The sequence below is a fragment of the Burkholderia sp. MSHR3999 genome (genome assembly GCF_000833595.1).
Taxonomy (GTDB): Bacteria; Pseudomonadota; Gammaproteobacteria; order Burkholderiales; family Burkholderiaceae; genus Burkholderia; species Burkholderia ubonensis.
Map to the genome: position 1 here is coordinate 579,930 of NZ_JRFO01000007.1, position 19,053 is coordinate 598,982.

19 protein-coding genes are annotated in these 19,053 nt (G+C 69.9%); 12 read left to right on the plus strand and 7 right to left on the minus strand.

Annotation, left to right across the window (positions count from 1 at the left end):
* Position 1 precedes the first annotated feature (1 nt).
* Genes KY49_RS26060 through KY49_RS26070 form a run of 3 tightly spaced genes read left to right on the plus strand, consistent with a single transcriptional unit; the run spans position 2 to position 3,812 of the window.
* Positions 2-1,468 carry a glucose-6-phosphate isomerase gene (locus KY49_RS26060; protein ID WP_042588742.1) on the plus strand — a complete coding sequence of 489 codons (1,467 nt, stop codon included), beginning with the start codon at positions 2-4 and terminating at the stop codon, positions 1,466-1,468.
* On the plus strand, positions 1,465-2,649 hold the full coding sequence (locus KY49_RS26065; protein ID WP_042587324.1) for a glycosyltransferase family 4 protein: 1,185 nt from the start codon (positions 1,465-1,467) through the stop codon (positions 2,647-2,649). The genes KY49_RS26060 and KY49_RS26065 overlap by 4 nt, the downstream gene beginning before the upstream one ends.
* The gene (locus tag KY49_RS26070; protein WP_042587325.1) at positions 2,649-3,812 is read left to right on the plus strand and encodes a glycosyltransferase family 4 protein; all 1,164 of its coding nucleotides are present in this window, start codon (positions 2,649-2,651) and stop codon (positions 3,810-3,812) included. Before KY49_RS26065 ends, KY49_RS26070 begins: the two co-directional genes overlap by 1 nt.
* Positions 3,813-3,830: 18 nt before the next feature.
* Here the strand turns inward: KY49_RS26070 and KY49_RS26075 are convergent, their stop codons facing one another.
* Complete coding sequence (locus tag KY49_RS26075; RefSeq protein ID WP_042587326.1) at positions 3,831-5,057, minus strand: MFS transporter; 1,227 nt, start codon at positions 5,055-5,057, stop codon at positions 3,831-3,833.
* A gap of 99 nt (positions 5,058-5,156) precedes the next feature.
* On the opposite strand from KY49_RS26075, the gene KY49_RS26080 reads away from it, so the two are divergent.
* Positions 5,157-5,696, plus strand: coding sequence for a winged helix-turn-helix transcriptional regulator (locus KY49_RS26080; RefSeq protein ID WP_231636488.1), 540 nt, complete (start codon positions 5,157-5,159; stop codon positions 5,694-5,696).
* On the opposite strand, the gene KY49_RS26085 is transcribed toward KY49_RS26080, so the two are convergent.
* Positions 5,644-6,423 (minus strand): AraC family transcriptional regulator, encoded by a 780-nt coding sequence (locus tag KY49_RS26085; protein ID WP_042587327.1) that lies wholly within the window; start codon positions 6,421-6,423, stop codon positions 5,644-5,646. The two genes, KY49_RS26080 and KY49_RS26085, sit on opposite strands and share 53 nt — an antisense overlap.
* A 32-nt stretch (positions 6,424-6,455) precedes the next feature.
* A complete protein-coding gene (locus tag KY49_RS26090; RefSeq protein WP_042587328.1) occupies positions 6,456-6,797 on the minus strand; it encodes an FKBP-type peptidyl-prolyl cis-trans isomerase in 342 nt (113 codons plus the stop codon).
* A 405-nt stretch (positions 6,798-7,202) separates the two neighbouring features.
* Between KY49_RS26090 and KY49_RS26095 the strand changes: the two genes are divergently transcribed.
* A complete protein-coding gene (locus KY49_RS26095; RefSeq protein ID WP_042587329.1) occupies positions 7,203-8,123 on the plus strand; it encodes a metal-dependent hydrolase in 921 nt (306 codons plus the stop codon).
* A 495-nt stretch (positions 8,124-8,618) separates the two neighbouring features.
* A complete protein-coding gene (locus KY49_RS26100) occupies positions 8,619-10,106 on the plus strand; it encodes a sigma-54 dependent transcriptional regulator (protein WP_042587330.1) in 1,488 nt (495 codons plus the stop codon).
* Positions 10,107-10,115: 9 nt separating this feature from the next.
* Here KY49_RS26100 and KY49_RS26105 read toward each other — a convergent pair whose 3' ends face one another.
* The 4 genes from KY49_RS26105 to KY49_RS26120 form a co-directional block, all read right to left on the minus strand.
* Positions 10,116-10,514 (minus strand): GtrA family protein, encoded by a 399-nt coding sequence (locus KY49_RS26105; RefSeq protein ID WP_042587331.1) that lies wholly within the window; start codon positions 10,512-10,514, stop codon positions 10,116-10,118.
* Positions 10,515-10,536: 22 nt separating this feature from the next.
* A complete protein-coding gene (locus tag KY49_RS26110) occupies positions 10,537-11,601 on the minus strand; it encodes a glycosyltransferase family 2 protein (RefSeq protein ID WP_042587332.1) in 1,065 nt (354 codons plus the stop codon).
* Between the two features lie 65 nt (positions 11,602-11,666).
* Positions 11,667-13,007, minus strand: a complete 1,341-nt coding sequence (locus tag KY49_RS26115) for a glycosyltransferase family 87 protein (protein ID WP_042588744.1) — start codon at positions 13,005-13,007, stop codon at positions 11,667-11,669.
* Positions 13,007-14,245 carry a glycosyltransferase family 87 protein gene (locus KY49_RS26120; RefSeq protein ID WP_042587333.1) on the minus strand — a complete coding sequence of 413 codons (1,239 nt, stop codon included), beginning with the start codon at positions 14,243-14,245 and terminating at the stop codon, positions 13,007-13,009. Before KY49_RS26120 ends, KY49_RS26115 begins: the two co-directional genes overlap by 1 nt.
* Positions 14,246-15,299: 1,054 nt before the next feature.
* On the opposite strand from KY49_RS26120, the gene KY49_RS26130 reads away from it, so the two are divergent.
* From KY49_RS26130 to cpaB, 6 genes are all read left to right on the plus strand, one after another.
* Positions 15,300-15,470: a Flp family type IVb pilin gene (locus KY49_RS26130; protein ID WP_042587335.1), complete on the plus strand. Its 171-nt coding sequence runs from the start codon at positions 15,300-15,302 to the stop codon at positions 15,468-15,470.
* 89 nt (positions 15,471-15,559) lie between these two features.
* On the plus strand, positions 15,560-15,772 hold the full coding sequence (locus KY49_RS26135) for a Flp family type IVb pilin (RefSeq protein ID WP_042588745.1): 213 nt from the start codon (positions 15,560-15,562) through the stop codon (positions 15,770-15,772).
* Positions 15,773-15,883: 111 nt separating this feature from the next.
* Positions 15,884-16,066, plus strand: a complete 183-nt coding sequence (locus tag KY49_RS26140) for a Flp family type IVb pilin (protein WP_042588746.1) — start codon at positions 15,884-15,886, stop codon at positions 16,064-16,066.
* Between the two features lie 31 nt (positions 16,067-16,097).
* On the plus strand, positions 16,098-16,637 hold the full coding sequence (locus KY49_RS26145; protein ID WP_042587336.1) for an A24 family peptidase: 540 nt from the start codon (positions 16,098-16,100) through the stop codon (positions 16,635-16,637).
* 40 nt (positions 16,638-16,677) lie between these two features.
* Positions 16,678-18,078 carry an ATP-binding protein gene (locus KY49_RS26150; RefSeq protein ID WP_042587337.1) on the plus strand — a complete coding sequence of 467 codons (1,401 nt, stop codon included), beginning with the start codon at positions 16,678-16,680 and terminating at the stop codon, positions 18,076-18,078.
* Positions 18,079-18,113: 35 nt separating this feature from the next.
* Positions 18,114-18,953, plus strand: a complete 840-nt coding sequence (gene cpaB, locus KY49_RS26155; protein ID WP_042587338.1) for a Flp pilus assembly protein CpaB — start codon at positions 18,114-18,116, stop codon at positions 18,951-18,953.
* The last annotated feature ends 100 nt before the right edge of the window (positions 18,954-19,053 follow it).

Genomic DNA, 19,053 nt, shown 5'->3' on the forward strand with positions numbered 1-19,053 from the left:
GATGAGTACGTCGATCGCCGCCGCTGAACCGTCCCGCGCGCGCCGCCGGTTTGCCGAGCCGAAGCACTGGGCCGGGCAGGCCGGGCTGTGGACTTTCACGGCCGCGCTGATCGCCGCGCACCAGGGCTCGGTGCTGACGCTCGCGTTCCCGGTGCTGTCGATCGCGGTGGGCCTGTGGCTGTATTTCAAGAGTCCGGCGCGCTACGTCGGCTTCATGTGGTGGGTGTGGTTCCTGAGCCCCGAGGTGCGGCGTCTCGCCGACTGGTCGAAGGGCGCGTTCACGCCGACGAGCCTGATCCAGGTCGCGCCGCTCGCGGTGACGATGATCGCCGGCCTCGGCCTCGTGCGCCATTACCGCGTGCTCGCGCAGCGGCGCGGGATACCGGTGCTGCTGATCCTGTTCGGGCTCGCGTACGCGTACCTCGTCGGCATCGTGTCGAGCGGCGTGATGGCCGCGACCTACGACCTCGCGAACTGGGTGTACCCGCTGCTGATCGGCTTTCACATCATGGTCAACTCGCGCGACTATCCCGAGTATCGCGACGTGCTGCTGTCCACCTTCATGTGGGGCATGCTCGTGATGGGCGCATACGGCGTCGTGCAGTACTTCCTGATGCCGCAGTGGGACGTGCTGTGGATGGTCGGCTCGCAGATGGGCTCGCAGGGCGAGCCCGTGCCGTACGGCGTGCGCGTGTTCAGCACGATGAACTCGTCGGGGCCGTTCGCGTTCGCAATGATGGGCGCGCTGGTGTTCGTGCTCGCCGCGCCGCAGAAGATCCGCTGGGTGGCGGGGGCGATGGGCTTCATCTCGTTCGCGCTGTGCCTCGTGCGCTCGACGTGGGGCGGCTGGGTGATCGCGCTCGCGATCCAGCTCGTGCAGTCGAGCAACCGCGTGCGGGTGCGGATCATCGTCAGCGGGCTCGTGCTGGCCGGGATGTGCGTGCCGCTGCTGACCGTCGGGCCGGTCGCCGACCGGCTCGGCGCGCGCCTGCAGTCGATCACGAACCTGAAGGACGACCGCAGCTACGACGACCGCAACAAGTTCTACGCGACCTTCGCGCAGACGGCGTTTACCGACGTCGCCGGCGAAGGCATGGGCGCGACCGGCGCATCGACCAAGCTGTCGAGCGACAGCGGCGAGCTCGGCAAGTACGGCAGCTTCGACAGCGGCGTGATGAACGTGCCGTTCGTGCTCGGCTGGCCCGGCACGCTGCTGTATCTCGCGGGGCTCGTGCTGCTGCTCGGCCGCACGCTGCGCGCGGCGTTCAGGCTGCGCAAGGACAAGTTCGTCGGCGCCTGCCTGAGCCTGTGCCTGTCGGTGTTCGCGATGCTCGTGTTCACGAACTCGCTGATCGGCACCGGCGGGCTGCTGCTGTTCACCGCCATTTTTTCGATTCTTTCCGCGGCGCACTGGCAGAAGGCCCGGCGCCAGTCATCCGCCGCGGCTATAACCGGAGCCGACCATTGAGAATCGTGATCGTCACGCATGTCGTGCGTCATAACGACGGGCAGGGCCGCGTCAACTACGAGATCGCCCGCGCGGCGCTGGCCGAGGACTACGAGGTGACGCTCGTCGCGTCGCACGTCGCGCCCGAGCTGCTCGCGAACCACCGGGTGCGCTGGGTGCCCGTGAAGGTCGGGCGCTTCTGGCCGTCGAACCTCGTCAGGCAGCAGGTGTTCGCGCTGAAGAGCGCGTGGTGGCTGCGCGCGCATCGCGGCGAATACGACGTGCTGCACGTGAACGGCTTCATCTCGTGGATCAGGGCCGACGTGAACACCGCGCACTTCGTGCACGGCGGCTGGTTCAAGAGCCCGTATTACCCGTTCGGGCTGACCAAGGGCCTGTGGTCCGCGTACCAGTACGTCTACACGCGCGTGAACACCGCGCTCGAACGCTGGGCGTACCGGCGCTCGCGCGCGATCACCGCAGTGTCGCAGAAGGTCGCCGACGAGATCCGCGGGCTCGGCATCGACGGCGGCAAGATCAGCGTGATCTACAACGGCGTCGACGCCGGCGCGTTCGCGGATGCGCAGCCCGACCGCGCGGCGTTCGCGCTGCCGGCCGACGCGTTCCTGCTGCTGTTCGTCGGCGACCTGCGCACGCCGCGCAAGAATCTCGGCACCGTGCTGAAGGCGCTGACGACGCTGCCGGAGAACGTGCATCTCGCGGTCGCGGGCTACCTGCCCGGCAGCCCGTATCCGGACGAGGCGCGCGCGCTCGGGCTCGGCAAGCGCGTGCATTTCCTCGGGCTCGTCAGGAACATGCCGACGCTGATGCGCTCGGTCGACGCGTACGTGTTTCCGTCGCGCTACGAGGCGATGAGCCTGTCGCTGCTCGAGGCGATGGCGGCCGGCCTGCCGGTCGTCACCGCGCGCACCGCGGGCGGCGCCGAGATCATCACGCGCGAGTGCGGGATCGTGCTCGACGACCCCGACGATCCGGCCGCGCTCGCGCAGGCGATCGGCGCGCTCGCGGCGTCGCGCGACGCGTGCCGCGCGATGGGCGCGGCGGCGCGCGACCTGATGTCCCGTTTCGGCTGGGCGCACATGGGCGCCCAGTATGTCGCGCTTTATCGGCGCATCGGCCAACCCTCGCAGCCGACCGCCTTCGGGCATGTCGAGCATGCAGTCACGCAGGAGCAATCGTGATGTCTCATTCCACCCGGCCGATCAAATCGCTGCAGATCGGCATGCACTGGTTTCCCGAACGTGCGGGCGGCCTCGACCGGATGTATTACTCGCTCGTCGGCGCGCTGCCCGGCGCGGGCGTCGCGGTGCGCGGGCTCGTCGCGGGCTCCGAGCAGGTCGCGAACGACACCGGCGGCGCGATCCGCGGCTTCGGCCCGGCCGAGCAGCCGCTCGCGCGCCGGATGCTGGCCGCGCGCCGCGCGCTGCGCGACGTGATCCGCACCGAGCGGCCCGACGTGATCTCGTCGCATTTCGCGCTGTATACGTTCCCCGGCCTCGACGTCACGCGCGGGATTCCGCAGGTGTCGCATTTCCAGGGGCCGTGGGCCGACGAGAGCCAGGTCGAGGGCGCGGCGTCGCTCGGGCAGCGCGCGAAGCGCTATCTCGAGCATGCCGTGTACGCGCGCTCGTCGCGGCTGATCGTGCTGTCGCAGGCGTTCGGCCAGATCCTGACGAGCCGCTACGACATCGATCCGGAGCGCGTGCGCGTCATTCCCGGCTGCGTCGACACCGCGCAGTTCGACACGCCGCTCGCGCCAGCGGAGGCGCGGCACAAGCTGCAACTGCCGCAGGACCGGCCGATCGTGCTCGCGGTGCGGCGGCTCGTGCGGCGCATGGGGCTCGAGGACCTGATCGACGCGATCGGCCTCATCAGGCGCCGCCATCCGGACGTGCTGCTGCTGGTCGCGGGCAAGGGCAAGCTCGCCGAGGAGCTGCAGCAGCGGATCGACGCGGCGGGGCTGCAGGACAACGTGAAGCTGCTCGGCTTCGTGCCCGACCATCATCTCGCGGCGCTGTATCGCGCGGCGACGGTCAGCGTCGTGCCGACGGTCGCGCTCGAAGGCTTCGGGCTGATCACCGTCGAATCGCTCGCGTCCGGCACGCCGGTGCTGGTCACGCCGGTCGGCGGGCTGCCGGAGGCGGTTGCCGGGCTGTCCGACGATCTGGTGCTGCCGTCGACGGGCGCGGACGCGATCGCGGAAGGGCTCGGCGCGGCGCTGTCGGGCGCGATCGCGCTGCCGGACGAAGCCGCGTGCAAGCGCTATGCGCGCGATCATTTCGACAACGCGGTGATCGCGCGGCGCGTCGCCGGCGTCTACGACGAGGCGATCCAGGCCGGTTGAGCGCCGCTGCGTCCATCGTCAGCGCGCGCGTTTCAGCGTCGCCGCCCAGAACGCCAGCGCGGCGGCGCTGACCGCCGCGCCGAGCACGCACACGCCGGCCCAGCCGGCGCGCGCATACACCAGCGTCGACGCGATCGCGCCGAGTCCGCTGCCGACCGAGTAGAACAGCATGTAGCAGCCGACGAGGCGCGCGTGCGCGTCCGGGCGCGCGCCGAGGATCATGCTCTGGTTGACGACGTGAATCGCCTGCCCGCCGATGTCGAGCAGGACGATGCCGACGATCAGCAGCGGAATCGACGACGTCGTGAACGCGAGCGGCAGCCACGACGCGACGAGCAGCACCAGTGCCGCGCCGGTCGTCGCCTGGCCGAGGCCATGATCGGCGAGCCGTCCCGCGCGCGCGGCCGCCGCCGCGCCCAGCGCGCCGACGAGGCCGAACGCGCCGATGGCCGTATGCGACATCGCGTGCGGCGACGCGCTGAGCGGCAGCACCAGCGCGCTCCAGAAGATGCTGAAGGCCGCGAACATCAGCAGCGCGAGCATGCCGCGCACCCGCAGCACGCGGTCGCGGCGCAGCAGGAAGCCCATCGATGCGAGCAACGCCGCATAGCCGATGCGCTCGCGCGGCGCACGCGCGTCGGGCAGCAGCCGCGACAGCACGACCCCCATCACGATCGCGGTCGCCGCCGACGCGAGATAGACGGCGCGCCAGCCGGCGAGATCGGCCACGACGCCCGCCACCGAGCGCGCGATCAGCAGCCCGATCACGACGCCGCCCTGCGCGGCGCCCACCACGCGCCCGCGCTCGCCGTCGCCCGCGAGCGCCGCCGCGCAGGCGATCAGGCCCTGCGTCATCGCGGTGCCGAGCAGCCCGACGCCGGCCATGCCGGCCAGCAGCCCGACGCGCGACGTCGACGCGGCGACGCCGATGCACGCGGCCGTCAGCAGCGCGAGCTGCACGGCGAGCAGCCGCTTGCGGTTCAGCAGGTCGCCGAGCGGGACCACGAACAGCAGCGCGAGCGCGCAGCCGAGCTGCGTCGCGGTGATGACGCCGCCGACTTCGGCATGCGGTATCGCGAAGTCGCGCGCGATCGAATCGAGCAGCGGCTGCGCGTAGTAGACGTTCGCGACGCTCGCCGCGCAGCAGGCGGCGAGCAGCGCGACGCGCGCGGTCGACAGGCGGTTGCCCGTGGCGTCGGCATCCGGTGCGCGACCGGCCGTCGCTGAAGTCACGGAAGTATCCATCGGTGCCCCTCGTGCAAAGTAGTTGCAATTTGAAACTGGTGTGAGTGTAGGAAAAGAAGTTTTAAAATGCAACTTGTTGACGTGTGAGCGGAGGAACGGATGGTCAGGCAGAAAAGTCTCGCGGATTCGCCGTGCCCGGTGGCGCGGGCGACCGACATCGTCGGCGACCGGTGGGCGCTCCTGATCGTGCGCGACGCGTTCGACGGCGTGCGCCGCTTCGGCGATTTCCGTGCGAGCCTCGGCGTGGCGAGCAACATCCTGTCGGACCGGCTCAGGATGCTGGTGGAGGCCGGCGTGTTCGAGGTCGTGCCGGCGTCGGACGGCACCGCGTACCAGGAATACGCGCTGACGAAGAAGGGCGAGGGGCTGTTTCCGGTGATCGTGATGCTGCGCCAGTGGGGCGAAGCGAACCTGTTCGCGCGCGGTGAGCCGCATTCCGTGCTGGTCGATCGCAAGACCGGCCGCGCGATCCGCAAGCTGGCGCTGCGTCACGACGACGGCCGGCCGCTGAAGGCGGCGGAGACGGTCGTCAGGAAGGTCGGCGGCGACGGCCGCGACGATGCGCGCGAACGCGCGAATCAGCCGCTCAATGACGATCGCCGCGCCAACGGCCCGGCGCGATGCCGAACCGTTTCGTGAATGCGTGCGTGAACGCGCTCTGGTCGGCGAAGCCGACCTGCCCGGCGATGTCCGCGAGCGCGTGCCGGCCGTCGGCGAGCAGGATCACTGCCGCGTCGAGACGCAGTCTTTGCAGGTAGCGGTGCGGGGTTTCGCCGAACGCGTCGACGAACAGTTGATGAAACCGGCGCATCCCGTAGCCGCAATGCGCGGCCAGATCGGCGATGCGCAGCGGCTCGGCGAGCCGCGCGCGCAGCCACTGGTCGATGCGCGCGAAATCGAGGCCCGCCGCGGGCGCTGCCGCTGCAAGGCCGCCGCCGCCCAGCAGCGCGCCGCACAACTGCGCGGCGGCCTGCCACTGGAAACGATGCGCGGCCGCGCGCTGCGCGTCGCCGGCCGCGGCGTCGAGCCGTTCGGCGGCGGCCGCGACCCGCGCGACCAGCGCCGTCAGGCCCGGATCGATCGGCACGGCGCGCGCGCCGTCGAACAGCCGCCGCGGCACCGCGAGCGACGACGCGGGCAGGTCGAGCACGAGCTGGCGGTTGTCGCCGAGGCCCGCGTAATCGTGGCGCGAACCGGCCGGAATCAGCCACGCGGCGTGCCGGTCGATGCGCTGGCCGACGCCGTCCACCGCCATCACCATCGCGCCGTCCACGCCGAGCACGATCTGATGGAAGTCGTGCAGGTCCGACGCTTCCGACGCGTCGTAGCGGCGCAGCGCAAGGGTGGGGGACGCGACGCGCTCCATCGGGCGGACGGCGGACGACGGGCCGTGGGGCGTCAGATGTCGAGCAGCTCGACCTCGAACACGAGCGTCGCGTTCGGCGGAATCACGCCGCCCGCGCCGCGCGGGCCGTAGCCGAGTTGCGGCGGAATCGTCAGGCGGCGCACGCCGCCGACCTTCATGCCCTGCACGCCTTCGTCCCAGCCCTTGATGACCATGCCGCCGCCGAGCACGAACGCGAACGGGTCGTTGCGATCCTTGCTCGAATCGAATTTCTGGCCGTCGGTCAGCCAGCCCGTGTAATGCACGCTGACCGTTTGACCCGCTTGCGCCTCGGCGCCGGCGCCTTCGGTGAGATCTTCGTACTTGAGGCCCGATGCGGTCGTGATGACTGCCATGACTTCTCCTGAATGGGGTTGGGTGAAACCGCTATTGTAGGCGAGCACGGCGCTCGACCGGCCCGTTTGAATCGATCCGGGTCGATCGGCGGCCGCATGGCCCGCCTCGCGGCGCACGGCCGGCGCGCGCGTATGAATCCGGTTCCGCGTAGGCGCACGCATCCCCTGCGACGCCGGACGCGCGTTCGAATTTCCCTGTCGATGCGCGCCGTTTCGGCGCCGTTCGTTCCGTCGCTCGCACCGCAAGGTGTTTGGAAGCGTGCGTCTACCGCGCGGCTTGCGCGTGCGGGGCGCCGCGACCTATCTTTACATCTGTCAATGTCAATATTGCCGATGGCGTGGACCGGCCCGGAACGGCATGGCACGAGACCCGTGCACGAAGCATGGGACAGGAGACGAACCAACATGAAATCAGCCGCTTCCGCCACCGCGGCCAGCGTGATGCCGGTGCGCCGCGACCTGCGTTTCGACCTGCCGGTCGAGCGCGCGAAGGACTGGCACGGCAAGGGGCCGCACGTCACCCACTTCTTCAACGCGCTGTCGCTGCTGTTTCCGGCGGGCGAGCGCTTCTTCATGGACGCGGTGCGCCATTACCGCGACCGCATCGACGATCCGGTGCTCAAGCGCCAGGTGCTCGGCTTCATTGGCCAGGAGGCGATGCACACGCGCGAGCACGTCGAATACAACGAGCTGCTGCAGGCGAACCGGCTGCCGGCGCGCAAGCTCGACAAGCGCGTCTGGGCGGTGCTCGACTACCTGAAGCGCACGCTGCCGCATTCGGTGCAGCTCGCGCACACGGTCGCCGCCGAGCATTACACGGCGATGCTCGCCGACTGGATCCTGCGCGATCCGTCGCGGCTGGCCGGCTCGGTCGACGGCTACCGGCAGATGTGGATCTGGCATGCGCTCGAGGAAACCGAGCACAAGTCGGTGTCGTTCGACGTGTGGAACGCGGTGATGAAGCCGGGCGCGCGGCGCTACTGCGTGCGCATCGGCGTGTTCCTGGCGACGACGCTGACGTTCTGGCCGACGGTGTACCTGATGCACCGCGCGCTGCTGCGGCGCGATCCGGCCGCCCGGCGCCACCGCGTGCGCGGGACGCTGGGCATGATCGCGTTCCTGTACGGGCCGCGCCGCGGGTTGTTTCCGCGCATCGCGCGCGAATGGCTGAGCTTCTTGCGGCCTGGTTTCCATCCGTGGGATCACGACAACCGCCACCATCTCGCCCGCGTCGACGCGCTCGTCGCCGCGTACGGGGAGCACGACGGCACGTCGCCCGGCCGTGGCCGCGCGAATGCGCTCGCGCCGCTGACGTCCGGACGCTGACGGGCGCTGATCGGCATCGACCGCCGAGGGCGCCGTGTTGCGCCCGCACATCAGTCGGCTGCGTCTGACGATTGACCTCGGTCAATCGTCGCGATCCCCGCCCCCGATCGCGTTCGCCCGCTTCGAATCGGACCCGAAATCGACGGTCGCCGGCGTGGCGGGCGCGGCGGCCGCCGCCATGCCCGGCGCATCGCGGACGGCGCCGGCTGCGCGGCCTTCTGCGCCCCGCGTCCGACCCTGGCTCCCAATGCCCGGCCGCCTCCGCGCGGCGCCAGCCCGTTTCGCGGCCGCCGTGCCACCGGGATTACACCCATCTAGCCGCACCGTGCCGGCGCCGATATACCGCTTAAGGCAGGCTTCGAACCGATGCAATTATTGCGCGGGGGTATTTTATTCAGACGGAAATACGGCGAATATGTCGGTTCGATCGTCTGGTCTGTCGCGCGCCACGGCGTCGAGTCGAAGCGCGCGACCAACGCAGAGCGGGGAACAACGATGGTGTCAAAGTCACCCGATGCAACCAGGGGGGCGGCGTCCGCTGCAACCGACGCGCCGCCGGTATCCATCACCGCGCCCGAGGCCGGGCGCAAGCTGTTCGTGATTGCGAAGTCGCCCGACGAGCCGCTGCTCGCGCAGCTGCGCGCGCTCGGCTGGGAGATCGCGGTCGCGAAGTCGGCCGGCGCCGCGCAGAACATGACGTCCAGCGCGGGCGTCGCGGCGGGCCTGATCGATTTCACCGGCTTCACGTCGCGCGATTTCCCCGCGCTGAAGGCGTGCCTGAGCCTGCCGGCGATCGGCTGGATCTCGGTCGCGCAGGCCGGCGTGTCGATCGGCCAGGCGGTGCGCGAGCTGATCCGCAGCTATTGTTTCGACTACGTGACGCTGCCGCTGCCGTACGAATGGATCTCGCACGTGCTCGGCCATGCGCGCGGCATGGCGGCGCTCGATCGCGTCGACGGCGCGGCCTATGCGGCGTCGATCGGCGAACACGGGATGATCGGCAACTGCGAGGCGATGCAGCAGCTGTTCAGCACGATCCGCAAGGTCGCGAAGACCGACGCGAGCGTGTTCATTTCCGGCGAATCCGGCACCGGCAAGGAACTCACCGCGCTCGCGATCCACGAGCGTTCCGCGCGCGCCAAGGGGCCGTTCGTCGCGATCAACTGCGGCGCGATTCCGCACCACCTGCTGCAATCGGAGCTGTTCGGCTACGAACGCGGCGCGTTCACCGGCGCGAGCCAGCGGCGCGCCGGCCGGATCGAGTCGGCCGACGGCGGCACGCTGTTCCTCGACGAGATCGGCGACATGCCGCTCGAAAGCCAGGCGAGCATGCTGCGCTTCCTGCAGGAGGGCAGGATCGAACGGCTCGGCGGCCAGGAACCGATTCCGGTCGACGTGCGGATCGTGTCGGCGACGCACGTGGATCTCGACGGCGCGGTCGAGTCCGGGCGGTTCCGCGCGGACCTCTATCACCGGCTGTGCGTGCTGCGCATCCACGAGCCGCCGCTGCGCGCGCGCGGCAAGGACATCGACATCCTCGCGCATTACGTGCTGCAGAAATACAAGGCGGACAGCGGCCGCAAGATCAGCGGCTTCACGTCGGCCGCGCTCGACGCGATGCGGCGCTACGAGTGGCCGGGCAACGTGCGCGAGCTGATCAACCGCGTGCGGCGCGGCATCGTGATGGCCGAGAGCCGGCTGCTGACGCCGCACGACCTCGGGCTCGAGACCCCGGGCGAAGCCGAGCCCGTGACGCTCGAACAGGCGCGCGCGCTCGCGGAGCGCACCGCGATCGAGAATGCGCTGCTGCGCAACGATCACCGGATCAACAAGGCGGCCGCCGAACTCGGCATTTCGCGCGTGACGCTCTACCGGATGATGATCGAGCACGGGCTGAGCGATCACGACAACGGCGACGGCGGCAAGGACGGCGCGCCGACCGAGCCGCCGTCAGGCGACGAGGGCCATCGCAGGGTCGGTTGAACGGCGTGGCTAGCGATAAGTCCACAGCCGGTGCAGCACGAACGTGACCGGCGGCACGAACAGCACGACCGCGACGATGCTCCATCCGGCGGCGAGGCCGAGCGCCTCGGTGCCGCGCGCGAGCAGCATCGTCTCGGCGAGCCCGGACACCGCGACCGTGAGGAAGCGCACGAGGTTGCTCCATTGCACGGTCGACGAGAAACTCCACAGCGTGTTGGCGAGATACGAGAACACGGTCGCGCAGACGAACGCGACCGCGTTCGCGGTCACGGGCGTCGCATCGGCCAGCGCGAGCATCGCCGACGCGATGAGCGCGTGGATCGCGGTCGAGCAGAGGCCCGACACGCCGAAGCGGATGAGCCGCCCGCGTTCGGCGGCGTAGAGGGCGCGAATCACCTGGATCTCCATGGCAGTGTTCGGTGCGCGGCGTTCAGTGTACAGCGACGCGATGACGCGTCAACGCGCGGCGGCGCGCAAGGTCGGCGCGCGCGGTGGCCGCCGCCTGGCGCAGCGAGTCGCGCGACACGGGCAGCGTCGTCACCTTGCTGCGCGCCTGGTAGCGGCGGCGCACGAGATAGACGGGCCGTTCCTTCGATTCGTAGTAGATGCGTCCGATATATTCGCCGACGACGCCGATGCCGATCAGCTCGATGCCGCTGATGAACAGCATCGCCGAGATCAGCGACGCGTAGCCGGGCACCGGATTGCCGAACATGAGCGTGCGCGCGACGATGAACGTGCCGTACACGAACGCGAGCGCGGCGATGCCGAGCCCGATGTAGGTCCAGCTGCGCAGCGGTACCGTGCTGAAGCTCGTGATGCCCTCGAGCGCGAAATTCCACAGCTTCCAGCCGGAGAATTTCGACTTGCCGGCGCTGCGCGCTTCGCGCTCGTAGTCGACGATCACGGTGCGAAAGCCCACCCACGCGAACAGGCCCTTCATGAAGCGGCGCCGCTCCGGCAGGCTGCGCAGCGCGTTGACGACCTGGCGGTCCATCAGCCGGAAATCGCCGACGTTTTCCGGCAGCTTTACTTCCGACAGCGCGTTGTGCACGCGGTAGTAGAGGGCGGCGGCGGTGCGCTTCGCGAACGAATCGCAGGCGCGGTTGGTGCGCCGCGCGGCGACGACTTCCGCGCCGTTGCGCCAGTGCTCGATCATCACCGGGATCAGGCTCGGCGGGTCCTGCAGGTCCGCGTCGATCGGAATCACGGCGTCGCCGACCGCTTCGTCGAGGCCCGCCGTGAGCGCCGCTTCCTTGCCGAAATTGCGCGTGAGGTCGATCACGCGCACGCGGCGGTCCTTCGCGCCGATCGCGATCAGGCGGTCGAGCGTGTCGTCGCGGCTGCCGTCGTTGACGCACACGATCTCGAAGCGGATTCCGTCGATTCCGGCCATCAGCGGAATCACGACGTCGAAGAAGTGCCCGACGGCCTCACCTTCGTTGTAGAACGGCACGACCAACGAGACGAGCGGTGTATGTGGTTGAGCCCGCATGACGTTTCCCCCTGTGTATGCCGCTTCAGTGCCGGCTGCCGGACGGCAGCGGCCGAGCGGTCGAATCAATGAAGCCGCGGCGCCGCGTGGCGCGGCCGCACGGCGTGCGCGAAATCGGTGTCGGTCGCGCTGTCGTGCGCGTCCGGCATGCACGGCGCGTCGTGGCGTTCGTGCGCGATGCGCGCGACGAGCAGCAACAGCGACACGGCCGTGACGAGCGGCATGAACTGCACGTGCAGATGCGCGATGGCGAGGCTTGCCAGCGGCGCGGCCCACAGCAGCGCGAGCCATTCGCGGTCGAAGCGCCGCCAGCCGAACGCGAACGCGTGACGCGCATACCACGCGATCACGATGCCGTACCACGCGAGATCGCAGTCGATCAGCGACGGGCCGGCCAGCAGGCTCGCGCAGACGAGCGTCGCGGCGCGCAGCGCATAGGTGCAGCTGCCGCGCCACGCGTAGACGACGGCCGCCGCCGCACACACGATCGACAGCGCCTGCAGCGTCCGCGCGACGAGCGGCGGCCAGCCGGCCAGCGCCGCCATCGCCTGTGCGGTCGGCATGCGCGCGAGCAGCGCGGGTGCGGCGCCGGCCGCCCGGCGCGCGTCGTCGATCGCCTGCGCGAACGCGAGCCACGCGTGCGGGCCGAACGCGAGCGTCGCGAGCGCGGCGATGCCGGCGACGGTCGCGGCCCATGCGGCGAGCGCGCGCCATTGCGCGGCGCACAGCAGCGCGAGCGGGAACAGCGCGGCGAGCTGCGGCTTCATGCTCAGCAGCCCGAAGCAGACGCCGGCGGCGAGCGGGCGCCGCTGCAGCAGCAACAGCCCGAAGCCGGCGAGCGATGCGGTGACGAGCGCGTCCTGCCCGGTGACGGTCGCGAGGAACGCGCCGGGAAACGCCCACGCGCACAGCGCGGCGGAGCGGCGCTGTACGATCAGGCGGCTCGCGGCGACGAACAGCGCATACCCGCCGCCGAGCCACAGGGCCGCCGCGAGCGCGTAGGGCAGCCAGCCGAGCGGCATCGCCATCCACAGCGTGCCGGGCGGGTAGCGCCACGGCATCGCGGCCGACGCGCCGTGCAGCGACGGAATCGCCTGCGCCTCGACCGCGTGCAGCGCCGCGCCATGCCATGCGTCGAGCGCACGCCCGTGCGCGGCGAGCCACGCGGCGCTCCAGGCCGGCGCGAAATCGGACGCGGGCGGCGTCAGCGTGTCGCCGTGCGGGCCCAGCAGGCGCACGACGTAGATTCCGGCGAACAGCAGGTAGCAGCACAGCGCGATGCACGCATAGGCGCGCACGCGGCGCAGCGTGAGCCAGTGGGGCCGGCGGCGCGGGCCGGCCGCCGGCAGTTCGGGATGCGCGTCGAACGCGGGCAGCGCGTCGCGGCCGGAGTGACGGAGCTGCATCATGCGGCTCCCGGCGCGAGCGACGCGCGGCGCAGGACGACGAACAGCAGGCTCAGCAGCACGACCGGGCCGATTTGCGGCAGCAGGAACAGGCGGTTGACGAACTCGAACGCGGGCAGCAGCCACGCGAGCACGACCACCGGCTGGTCGCCGGGCAGCCAGCCTTCGTCGAGGCCGTACGCGACGGCGCAGAACACCGCGATGCCGAGCCACGGCAGTTCGTAGTGCCACAGGTACGGCGTCGTCAGCAGCGTCGCGGCCGCGAGCGCCGCGCCGCGCAGGCGCATGTCGCGCGTGCGGCGCCACACGGCAACCGCGGCCGTCGCGGCGACCAGCGCGATCGCGGCCTGCGCCGCGTACGCGAGCGTCGGCGACGCGCCGGCGAGCCGCAGCGCCGCGAACGGCGACGGCGACACCAGCCAGTACCCCACGCCGTGCTCGACGATCATCTCGCGCACCATCGTCATGCCGTTCGCGAAGCCGCGCAGCGCGGCGCCGCCGCCGAGCGCGACGCTGGCCGCCGCGAACAGCGCGGAGCCGGCTGCGGCGGCGGCGAACGCCCGCCACGCGCGCGTGGCGATCAGCACGAGCGGAAACAGCACGGCGAGCTGCGGCTTGATCGCGAGCAGGCTGACGAGCAGGCCGGCCGCGACCGGCCGCCGTTCGAGATGGCGCAGCGCAAGCGCCGCGATGCCGGCGGTGAGCAGGCCGTTCTGGCCGCTCGCGATCGCGACGAACACGCCGGGGAACGCCAGCAGCGCGAGCGTGACGGCGCCCGGTTGCGCGAGGTGCGTGCGCAGCCCCGACAGGCCGGCTACGCCTCGCGCATAGCATAGAAAGCTGCCCGCGAAAAAGAGGAAAAAAGCGGGCAGAAACGGCACGAAAGCGAGCGGCACGACGAGCAGCAGCATCGTCGGCGGATACAGCCACGGCAGGAAGCCGTGATGCAGGTACGCGCCGAACCGCAGCAGTTCGGCTTGCGTGAAGAAGCTGAAATCGTAGATCGAGCCGACCTGTCCGTGCAGGATCAGGTCGGAGGCCGTCCAGAACACCGCGAAGTCGACGCCAGGGCGCACCGCCGTGTCGGCGCTGAAGCCGTGCGTCGTCCACGCCCATGCGCCGAGCGTGAGCGCGATGAGCAGCAGCATCGCGCAGCTGTACGGCACGATCCGCTCGGCCGTCAGCCACTGTGTGCCGCGCAGCGCGCGCCAGCGCGCCCCCCGATTTGCTACGTACATGATGCCCCGCCTGCAGGTGGTGGCTGCATCGTCGATGCAGCCCGTTGGTATCGTGTGGTATCGCACGGACTTCGAAGCGTGTTCGCTTTCCGGCAGCGTCCGGCCATTCCATTGATAGAAAAAAACGCCCGGCGATGCAAATCGCCCCCGGTTTAACCGGATGTTTAAACAAGGAAAATCCGGCGAAAACGGGCCGGCGGCAGGCTCGTGATAGGACGAATCGAGCCTCGGTGTTACGGGCATGAAACATTTCGCGTGGCCGGCCGATGCAAACCTGTACGCCGGCTGCCGTGCGCTCGCGGCCGGCGCGATCCGGGAAAATCCCGAGAAAATTTTTTGAGCCTTGTCCGGCGGGGCTCTGCGCGGGTCGTGCGGCTGCGTGCGGCGGCGCGGATGTATCAGAAGCGCAACTTCCGGCCGGCCGCGCTCCCCCCGTTCGACCACCCCCCGTCCCGAACCCCTTGCGCGGGCGGGATCGGGGGCCGGCTGGCCCGCTCTTTGCGATAGCTGACTCGCGGAAGTCGACGACGCGACGTCCGGCCGATCCAGACATCGACTACACCAGGATCGACGCCGGCGCGCCCACGGGGTTGGAGTCCGGAGCCACGCAGAACAGCGCCGCATCCGGTCTCACTGGGCAAGTCGCCGTCTGGCCAGCGGGGCGCCGGCATCGTCCGGTCGCCAGAACAAGGAGCAGGACCGAAGTCGGGGGTAACAAAATGATTGACCAAGCCATGCCGCGGCTCGCGAGCCGCCAACGCAGCGCAACGGCGCCACGCCGGGCGACTGCGCTTCATTCTTCCGGCCGGCGTGCGCCGACCGGGCTCCAGGCCGCTTCGGGCGGCAAGCGCATCCGGCAGATCGCCACGCATGCGCACCCGAGCAGCAGTTCCTCGTTCGTCGAAACGGCCCGCAAGGGCATGTGCGCCCGCGCGCCCGTGCCGATGCGGCCGATTTTCACGTTCTGATTTTTTGCAGTGCCAGCAGTAGAAGTAGGTCCCCCGAGTCAATGGTGGCAAGGGGTTTTGTTTAGCGATCCGAAGGGAGAGAAAACATGTCCAAGCTCGTTCAGCAACTGAAGCAGTTCGTCCGTGACGAAGACGGCGTGACCGCCATCGAGTACGGCCTGATTGCCGCGTTGATCGCCGTCGTCATCATCGGCGCGGTGAAGATCGTCGGCCAGGATCTCAATGGCGTCTTTACGACGATCGGCAACGAACTGTGAACCCGCCGACGGGCGAGTTCACGGTTGATTCGCCCGTCATTCCCTCGATTCGATGAGTGATGTTTTTCGTATGCGATGAGGAGCATGTCATGAAGCAGACAGTCCTTGTGCAGCACTCCAGCAGTTTGCGTCAGCTGCTGGCCGGTGTGCGCCGCTCGGGTTTCCTTCGGGACGACAGCGGCGTCACGGCGATCGAGTACGGCCTGATCGCCGCGTTGATCGCGGTGGTGATCATCGGCGCCGTGCAGCTCGTCGGCCAGGACCTGAACGGAGTGTTCACGACCATAGGGAACGAACTGTAGCGCACATGACATGGTGCACGGTCTGGCGTCCGGGCAGGCCAGCCCGGACGTGTATCGGCAGACACGTCGCGCATGTGCAGCGGCACGAATACTGAAGAAACGGAGATCGCCATGCGAACGGGAATCAAGGCGGTAGCGAGATGGATTGACGACAGGGGCGGGGTCACGGCGATCGAATACGCGTTGCTGGCGTCGCTGATCGCGATGGCCATCGTCGCTGCCGTGGCGACGCTCGGCACGTCGCTCGACGGTCTTTACCAGGACGTCGCGGCCCGCATCACGGCCGCGACCTGAATCATCCCGCTCACGATCGAAGAGGCCAGTCATGCTGCCTGCCATGCCACCCCATCCGGTGCCGCTGTGCGTCACGACGCTCGTGATCGTCGCGGCGAGCACGGACCTGACGTGCCGTCGCATTCCGAACCGCCTGCTCGCAGTCGGGCTCGGCGGCGCACTGGCCGCACAGTGCGTGCTGCTCGGGCCGTGGGCCGGTGCGCTCGCATGGCTCGCCGGCGCCGCGACCGGGCTCGCGCTGCTGCTGCCGCTGTACCTGATGCACGGGATGGCGGCCGGCGACGTGAAGCTGATGCTGACGATCGGCGCGTGGGTCGGCCCCGCGCTTGCGGTCTGGATCGTGCTCGCGACCTTCGTCGCGGGCGGCGTCGGCGCGCTGGCGGTGGTGCTGTGGCGAGGCCGTGCGCGGCAGCTGTTCGCGAACATCCGCTACCTGCTCGCGCGCAGCGCGCTCAGGCAGCAGGGCCTCGCGGCCGACATGCCGGCGCAGGTCGCGTCGGTGGGGGCGTTGCCGTACGGCGTCGCAATCGCCGCGGGCACGCTGGGGATGTTGTTCGCGGCCGCCGTGTAAGCGGGCCGCCTGCGCAATCGATGCTGACAACGGAGCGATCATGAACGCAGACCACAACGAGCCGAGACGCGACGCGCAGATCGCTCATCTGCCCGATCCGGCGCCGTCGCGCGAGTCGCACACGAAATTCCAGCCGCGCCTGCCGCGCGCGCCGCGCACGCTCGCGGATACCGGGCTCAAGGACACGTTCGTCGCCGGCCTGGTGCTCAAGTCGACGCTGATGCACGGACGCTCGGAGTACGCGGACCTGATCGACCGGCACTGCCTGCCGATCTCGGTGCTCGACGACGTGCTCGCGTTCCTCGTGCGCGAGCATCTCGTCGAGATCACGCACCGCGGCACGACCGATCTCGACGTGTCGTTCCGCCTGACCGACGCCGGCCGCGTGCTCGCGATCGAGGAGAAGGCGCACAGCAACTACGCGGGCCCCGCGCCGGTCACGCTCGACGCGTATGTCGAGATGGTCGACCTCCATTCGGTCCGCAGGCAGCGCATCGCGCGCGCCGACGTGATGGCCGCGTTCGAGGGCATCGTGTACGACATCGCGATCATCGAAGCCGCGGCCGCCGCGCTGAACGCCGGCCGGCCGCTGCTGATCCACGGGCCGGCGGGCAGCGGCAAGACCTTCCTTGCGGAGCGCCTCGGCACGCTGATGCGCGGCGACGTGCCGGTGCCGTACGCGATCTACGCGGGCGGCGAGATCATCCAGATCCACGACCCGCTCGTGCACGTCGACGCGGCGCAGCAGCCGGACGGGCAGTCGGTCGACCGCCGCTGGCGGCTGTGCGAGCGCCCGATGGTGATGTCCGGCGGCGAGCTGACGCTCGACGAGCTCGACCTGCGGCGCGAAGACGCGTCCGGCTGCTACCAGGCGCCGCCGCACGTGAAGGCCAACATGGGCATGTACGTCGTCGACGACCTCGGCCGCCAGCGCGTCGAGCCGCGCGACCTGCTCAACCGGTGGCTGCGGCCGCTCGATCGCGGCGTCGACCTGCTGACGCTCGGCTCGGGCAACCGCTTCGTCGTGCCGTTCGACGTGTGGCCGGTGTTCTCGAGCAACATCGCGCCGTCGCAGTTCGGCGACGACGCATTCCTGCGCCGCCTCGGCTCGAAGCTCTATGTCGGGCCGATGGCGATCGAGGACTACCACACGGTGTTCGACGCGATGTGCCGCTCGCTCGGCCTCGTGCCGGCCAACGACGCGTTCGACTACCTCGCGCACAAGCTGCACCTGCCGACCGGCAAGGCGTTTCTCGCCTGCTTCCCGGGCGACCTGCTGCGTCTCGTCGCCGCGTCGGCGCGCTATCGCGGCGACCCGATGGAAGTCACGCCGGAGGGGCTGCATGAGGCATGGGCCGGCTACTTCGGCTCCGCGCCCGAGCGCGACAGCCCGCATCCGCCGGCGGGCGAGCGGATGGGCCGCACGCTGATTTCCGGTTGAGCCGTTTCATTCACGATCTGTCGAGGAGCATTGCCATGAAAAACACTCGCGCAATCACGATGCTGATCATCGCCATGGTGGCCGGCCTTGCCGCCGTCGCGTTCGCATCGCGGTGGCTCGTTCAAACGTCCACCAGCGCCGTCACGCAAGTTGCCGTCGCGGCCACCGACCTCAACCTGGGCGAGCCGATCGGGCCGGCCCAGGTCCGTACCGTCAGCTGGCCGACGGGCAGCGTGCCCCCGGGCACGTTCGCCGACACCAAGTCGCTCGAAGGGCGCGTCGTGCGCACGAGCCTCGCGCGCGGCGAGCCCGTGCTCGAAGCGAAGCTCGCGCCGATCGGCACGAAGGGCGGGCTGTCCGCCGTGATCGGCGCGGGCAACCGCGCGATCACGGTGCGGGTCAACGACGTCGTCGGCGTCGCGGGCTTCGCGCTGCCGGGCAACTACGTCGACGTGATCGTCAACACCCAGGAGCCGGGCAAGACCGACAACCAGCAGAGCATCTCGAAGATCGTGCTCGAGCACATCCTGGTGCTGGCGGTCGCGCAGCAGGTCAGCCGCGACGACACGCAGCCGAAGGTCGTCAACGCGGTGACGCTCGAAGTGTCGCCCGAGCAGGCGGAGAAGCTCGACGTCGCGCGCAGCGTCGGCACGCTGTCGCTCGTGCTGCGCAACCAGATCGACAAGCAGACGCTGAACACCGACGGCGCGACCAAGCTCACGCTGCTCGGCAGGCCCGTGGCGCCGTCGGCTCCGCCGGCGCCCGCCCGTGCGAAGCCGGTGCGCGTGCACGTCGCGTCGCATGCGGCGCCGGCGGTGCGGCGCGACTGCATCGGCGTGCTGACCGGCGTGGCCGGCAGCGTCGAATGCTTCTGAGCACGTCAACAACAGGCATGGCGTCAACAACACGGACAGCAACCAGGCCGCTCGCCGCAAGCGGCGGCCTTTGACAGTCAAGCCCGGCGCTTCGCCGGGA

What these genes read in the sequence shown, in the direction of transcription:
- KY49_RS26060 (WP_042588742.1), top strand. Translation starts at nt 2, where the DNA reads ATGAGTACGTCGATCGCCGCCGCTGAACCGTCCCGCGCGCGCCGCCGG.
- KY49_RS26070 (WP_042587325.1), top strand. Translation starts at nt 2,649, where the DNA reads ATGTCTCATTCCACCCGGCCGATCAAATCGCTGCAGATCGGCATGCAC.
- KY49_RS26075 (WP_042587326.1), bottom strand. Translation starts at nt 5,057, where the DNA reads ATGGATACTTCCGTGACTTCAGCGACGGCCGGTCGCGCACCGGATGCC.
- KY49_RS26080 (WP_231636488.1), top strand. Translation starts at nt 5,157, where the DNA reads ATGGTCAGGCAGAAAAGTCTCGCGGATTCGCCGTGCCCGGTGGCGCGG.
- KY49_RS26085 (WP_042587327.1), bottom strand. Translation starts at nt 6,423, where the DNA reads ATGGAGCGCGTCGCGTCCCCCACCCTTGCGCTGCGCCGCTACGACGCG.
- KY49_RS26090 (WP_042587328.1), bottom strand. Translation starts at nt 6,797, where the DNA reads ATGGCAGTCATCACGACCGCATCGGGCCTCAAGTACGAAGATCTCACC.
- KY49_RS26095 (WP_042587329.1), top strand. Translation starts at nt 7,203, where the DNA reads ATGAAATCAGCCGCTTCCGCCACCGCGGCCAGCGTGATGCCGGTGCGC.
- KY49_RS26100 (WP_042587330.1), top strand. Translation starts at nt 8,619, where the DNA reads ATGGTGTCAAAGTCACCCGATGCAACCAGGGGGGCGGCGTCCGCTGCA.
- KY49_RS26105 (WP_042587331.1), bottom strand. Translation starts at nt 10,514, where the DNA reads ATGGAGATCCAGGTGATTCGCGCCCTCTACGCCGCCGAACGCGGGCGG.
- KY49_RS26110 (WP_042587332.1), bottom strand. Translation starts at nt 11,601, where the DNA reads ATGCGGGCTCAACCACATACACCGCTCGTCTCGTTGGTCGTGCCGTTC.
- KY49_RS26115 (WP_042588744.1), bottom strand. Translation starts at nt 13,007, where the DNA reads ATGCAGCTCCGTCACTCCGGCCGCGACGCGCTGCCCGCGTTCGACGCG.
- KY49_RS26120 (WP_042587333.1), bottom strand. Translation starts at nt 14,245, where the DNA reads ATGTACGTAGCAAATCGGGGGGCGCGCTGGCGCGCGCTGCGCGGCACA.
- KY49_RS26130 (WP_042587335.1), top strand. Translation starts at nt 15,300, where the DNA reads ATGTCCAAGCTCGTTCAGCAACTGAAGCAGTTCGTCCGTGACGAAGAC.
- KY49_RS26135 (WP_042588745.1), top strand. Translation starts at nt 15,560, where the DNA reads ATGAAGCAGACAGTCCTTGTGCAGCACTCCAGCAGTTTGCGTCAGCTG.
- KY49_RS26140 (WP_042588746.1), top strand. Translation starts at nt 15,884, where the DNA reads ATGCGAACGGGAATCAAGGCGGTAGCGAGATGGATTGACGACAGGGGC.
- KY49_RS26145 (WP_042587336.1), top strand. Translation starts at nt 16,098, where the DNA reads ATGCTGCCTGCCATGCCACCCCATCCGGTGCCGCTGTGCGTCACGACG.
- KY49_RS26150 (WP_042587337.1), top strand. Translation starts at nt 16,678, where the DNA reads ATGAACGCAGACCACAACGAGCCGAGACGCGACGCGCAGATCGCTCAT.
- cpaB (WP_042587338.1), top strand. Translation starts at nt 18,114, where the DNA reads ATGAAAAACACTCGCGCAATCACGATGCTGATCATCGCCATGGTGGCC.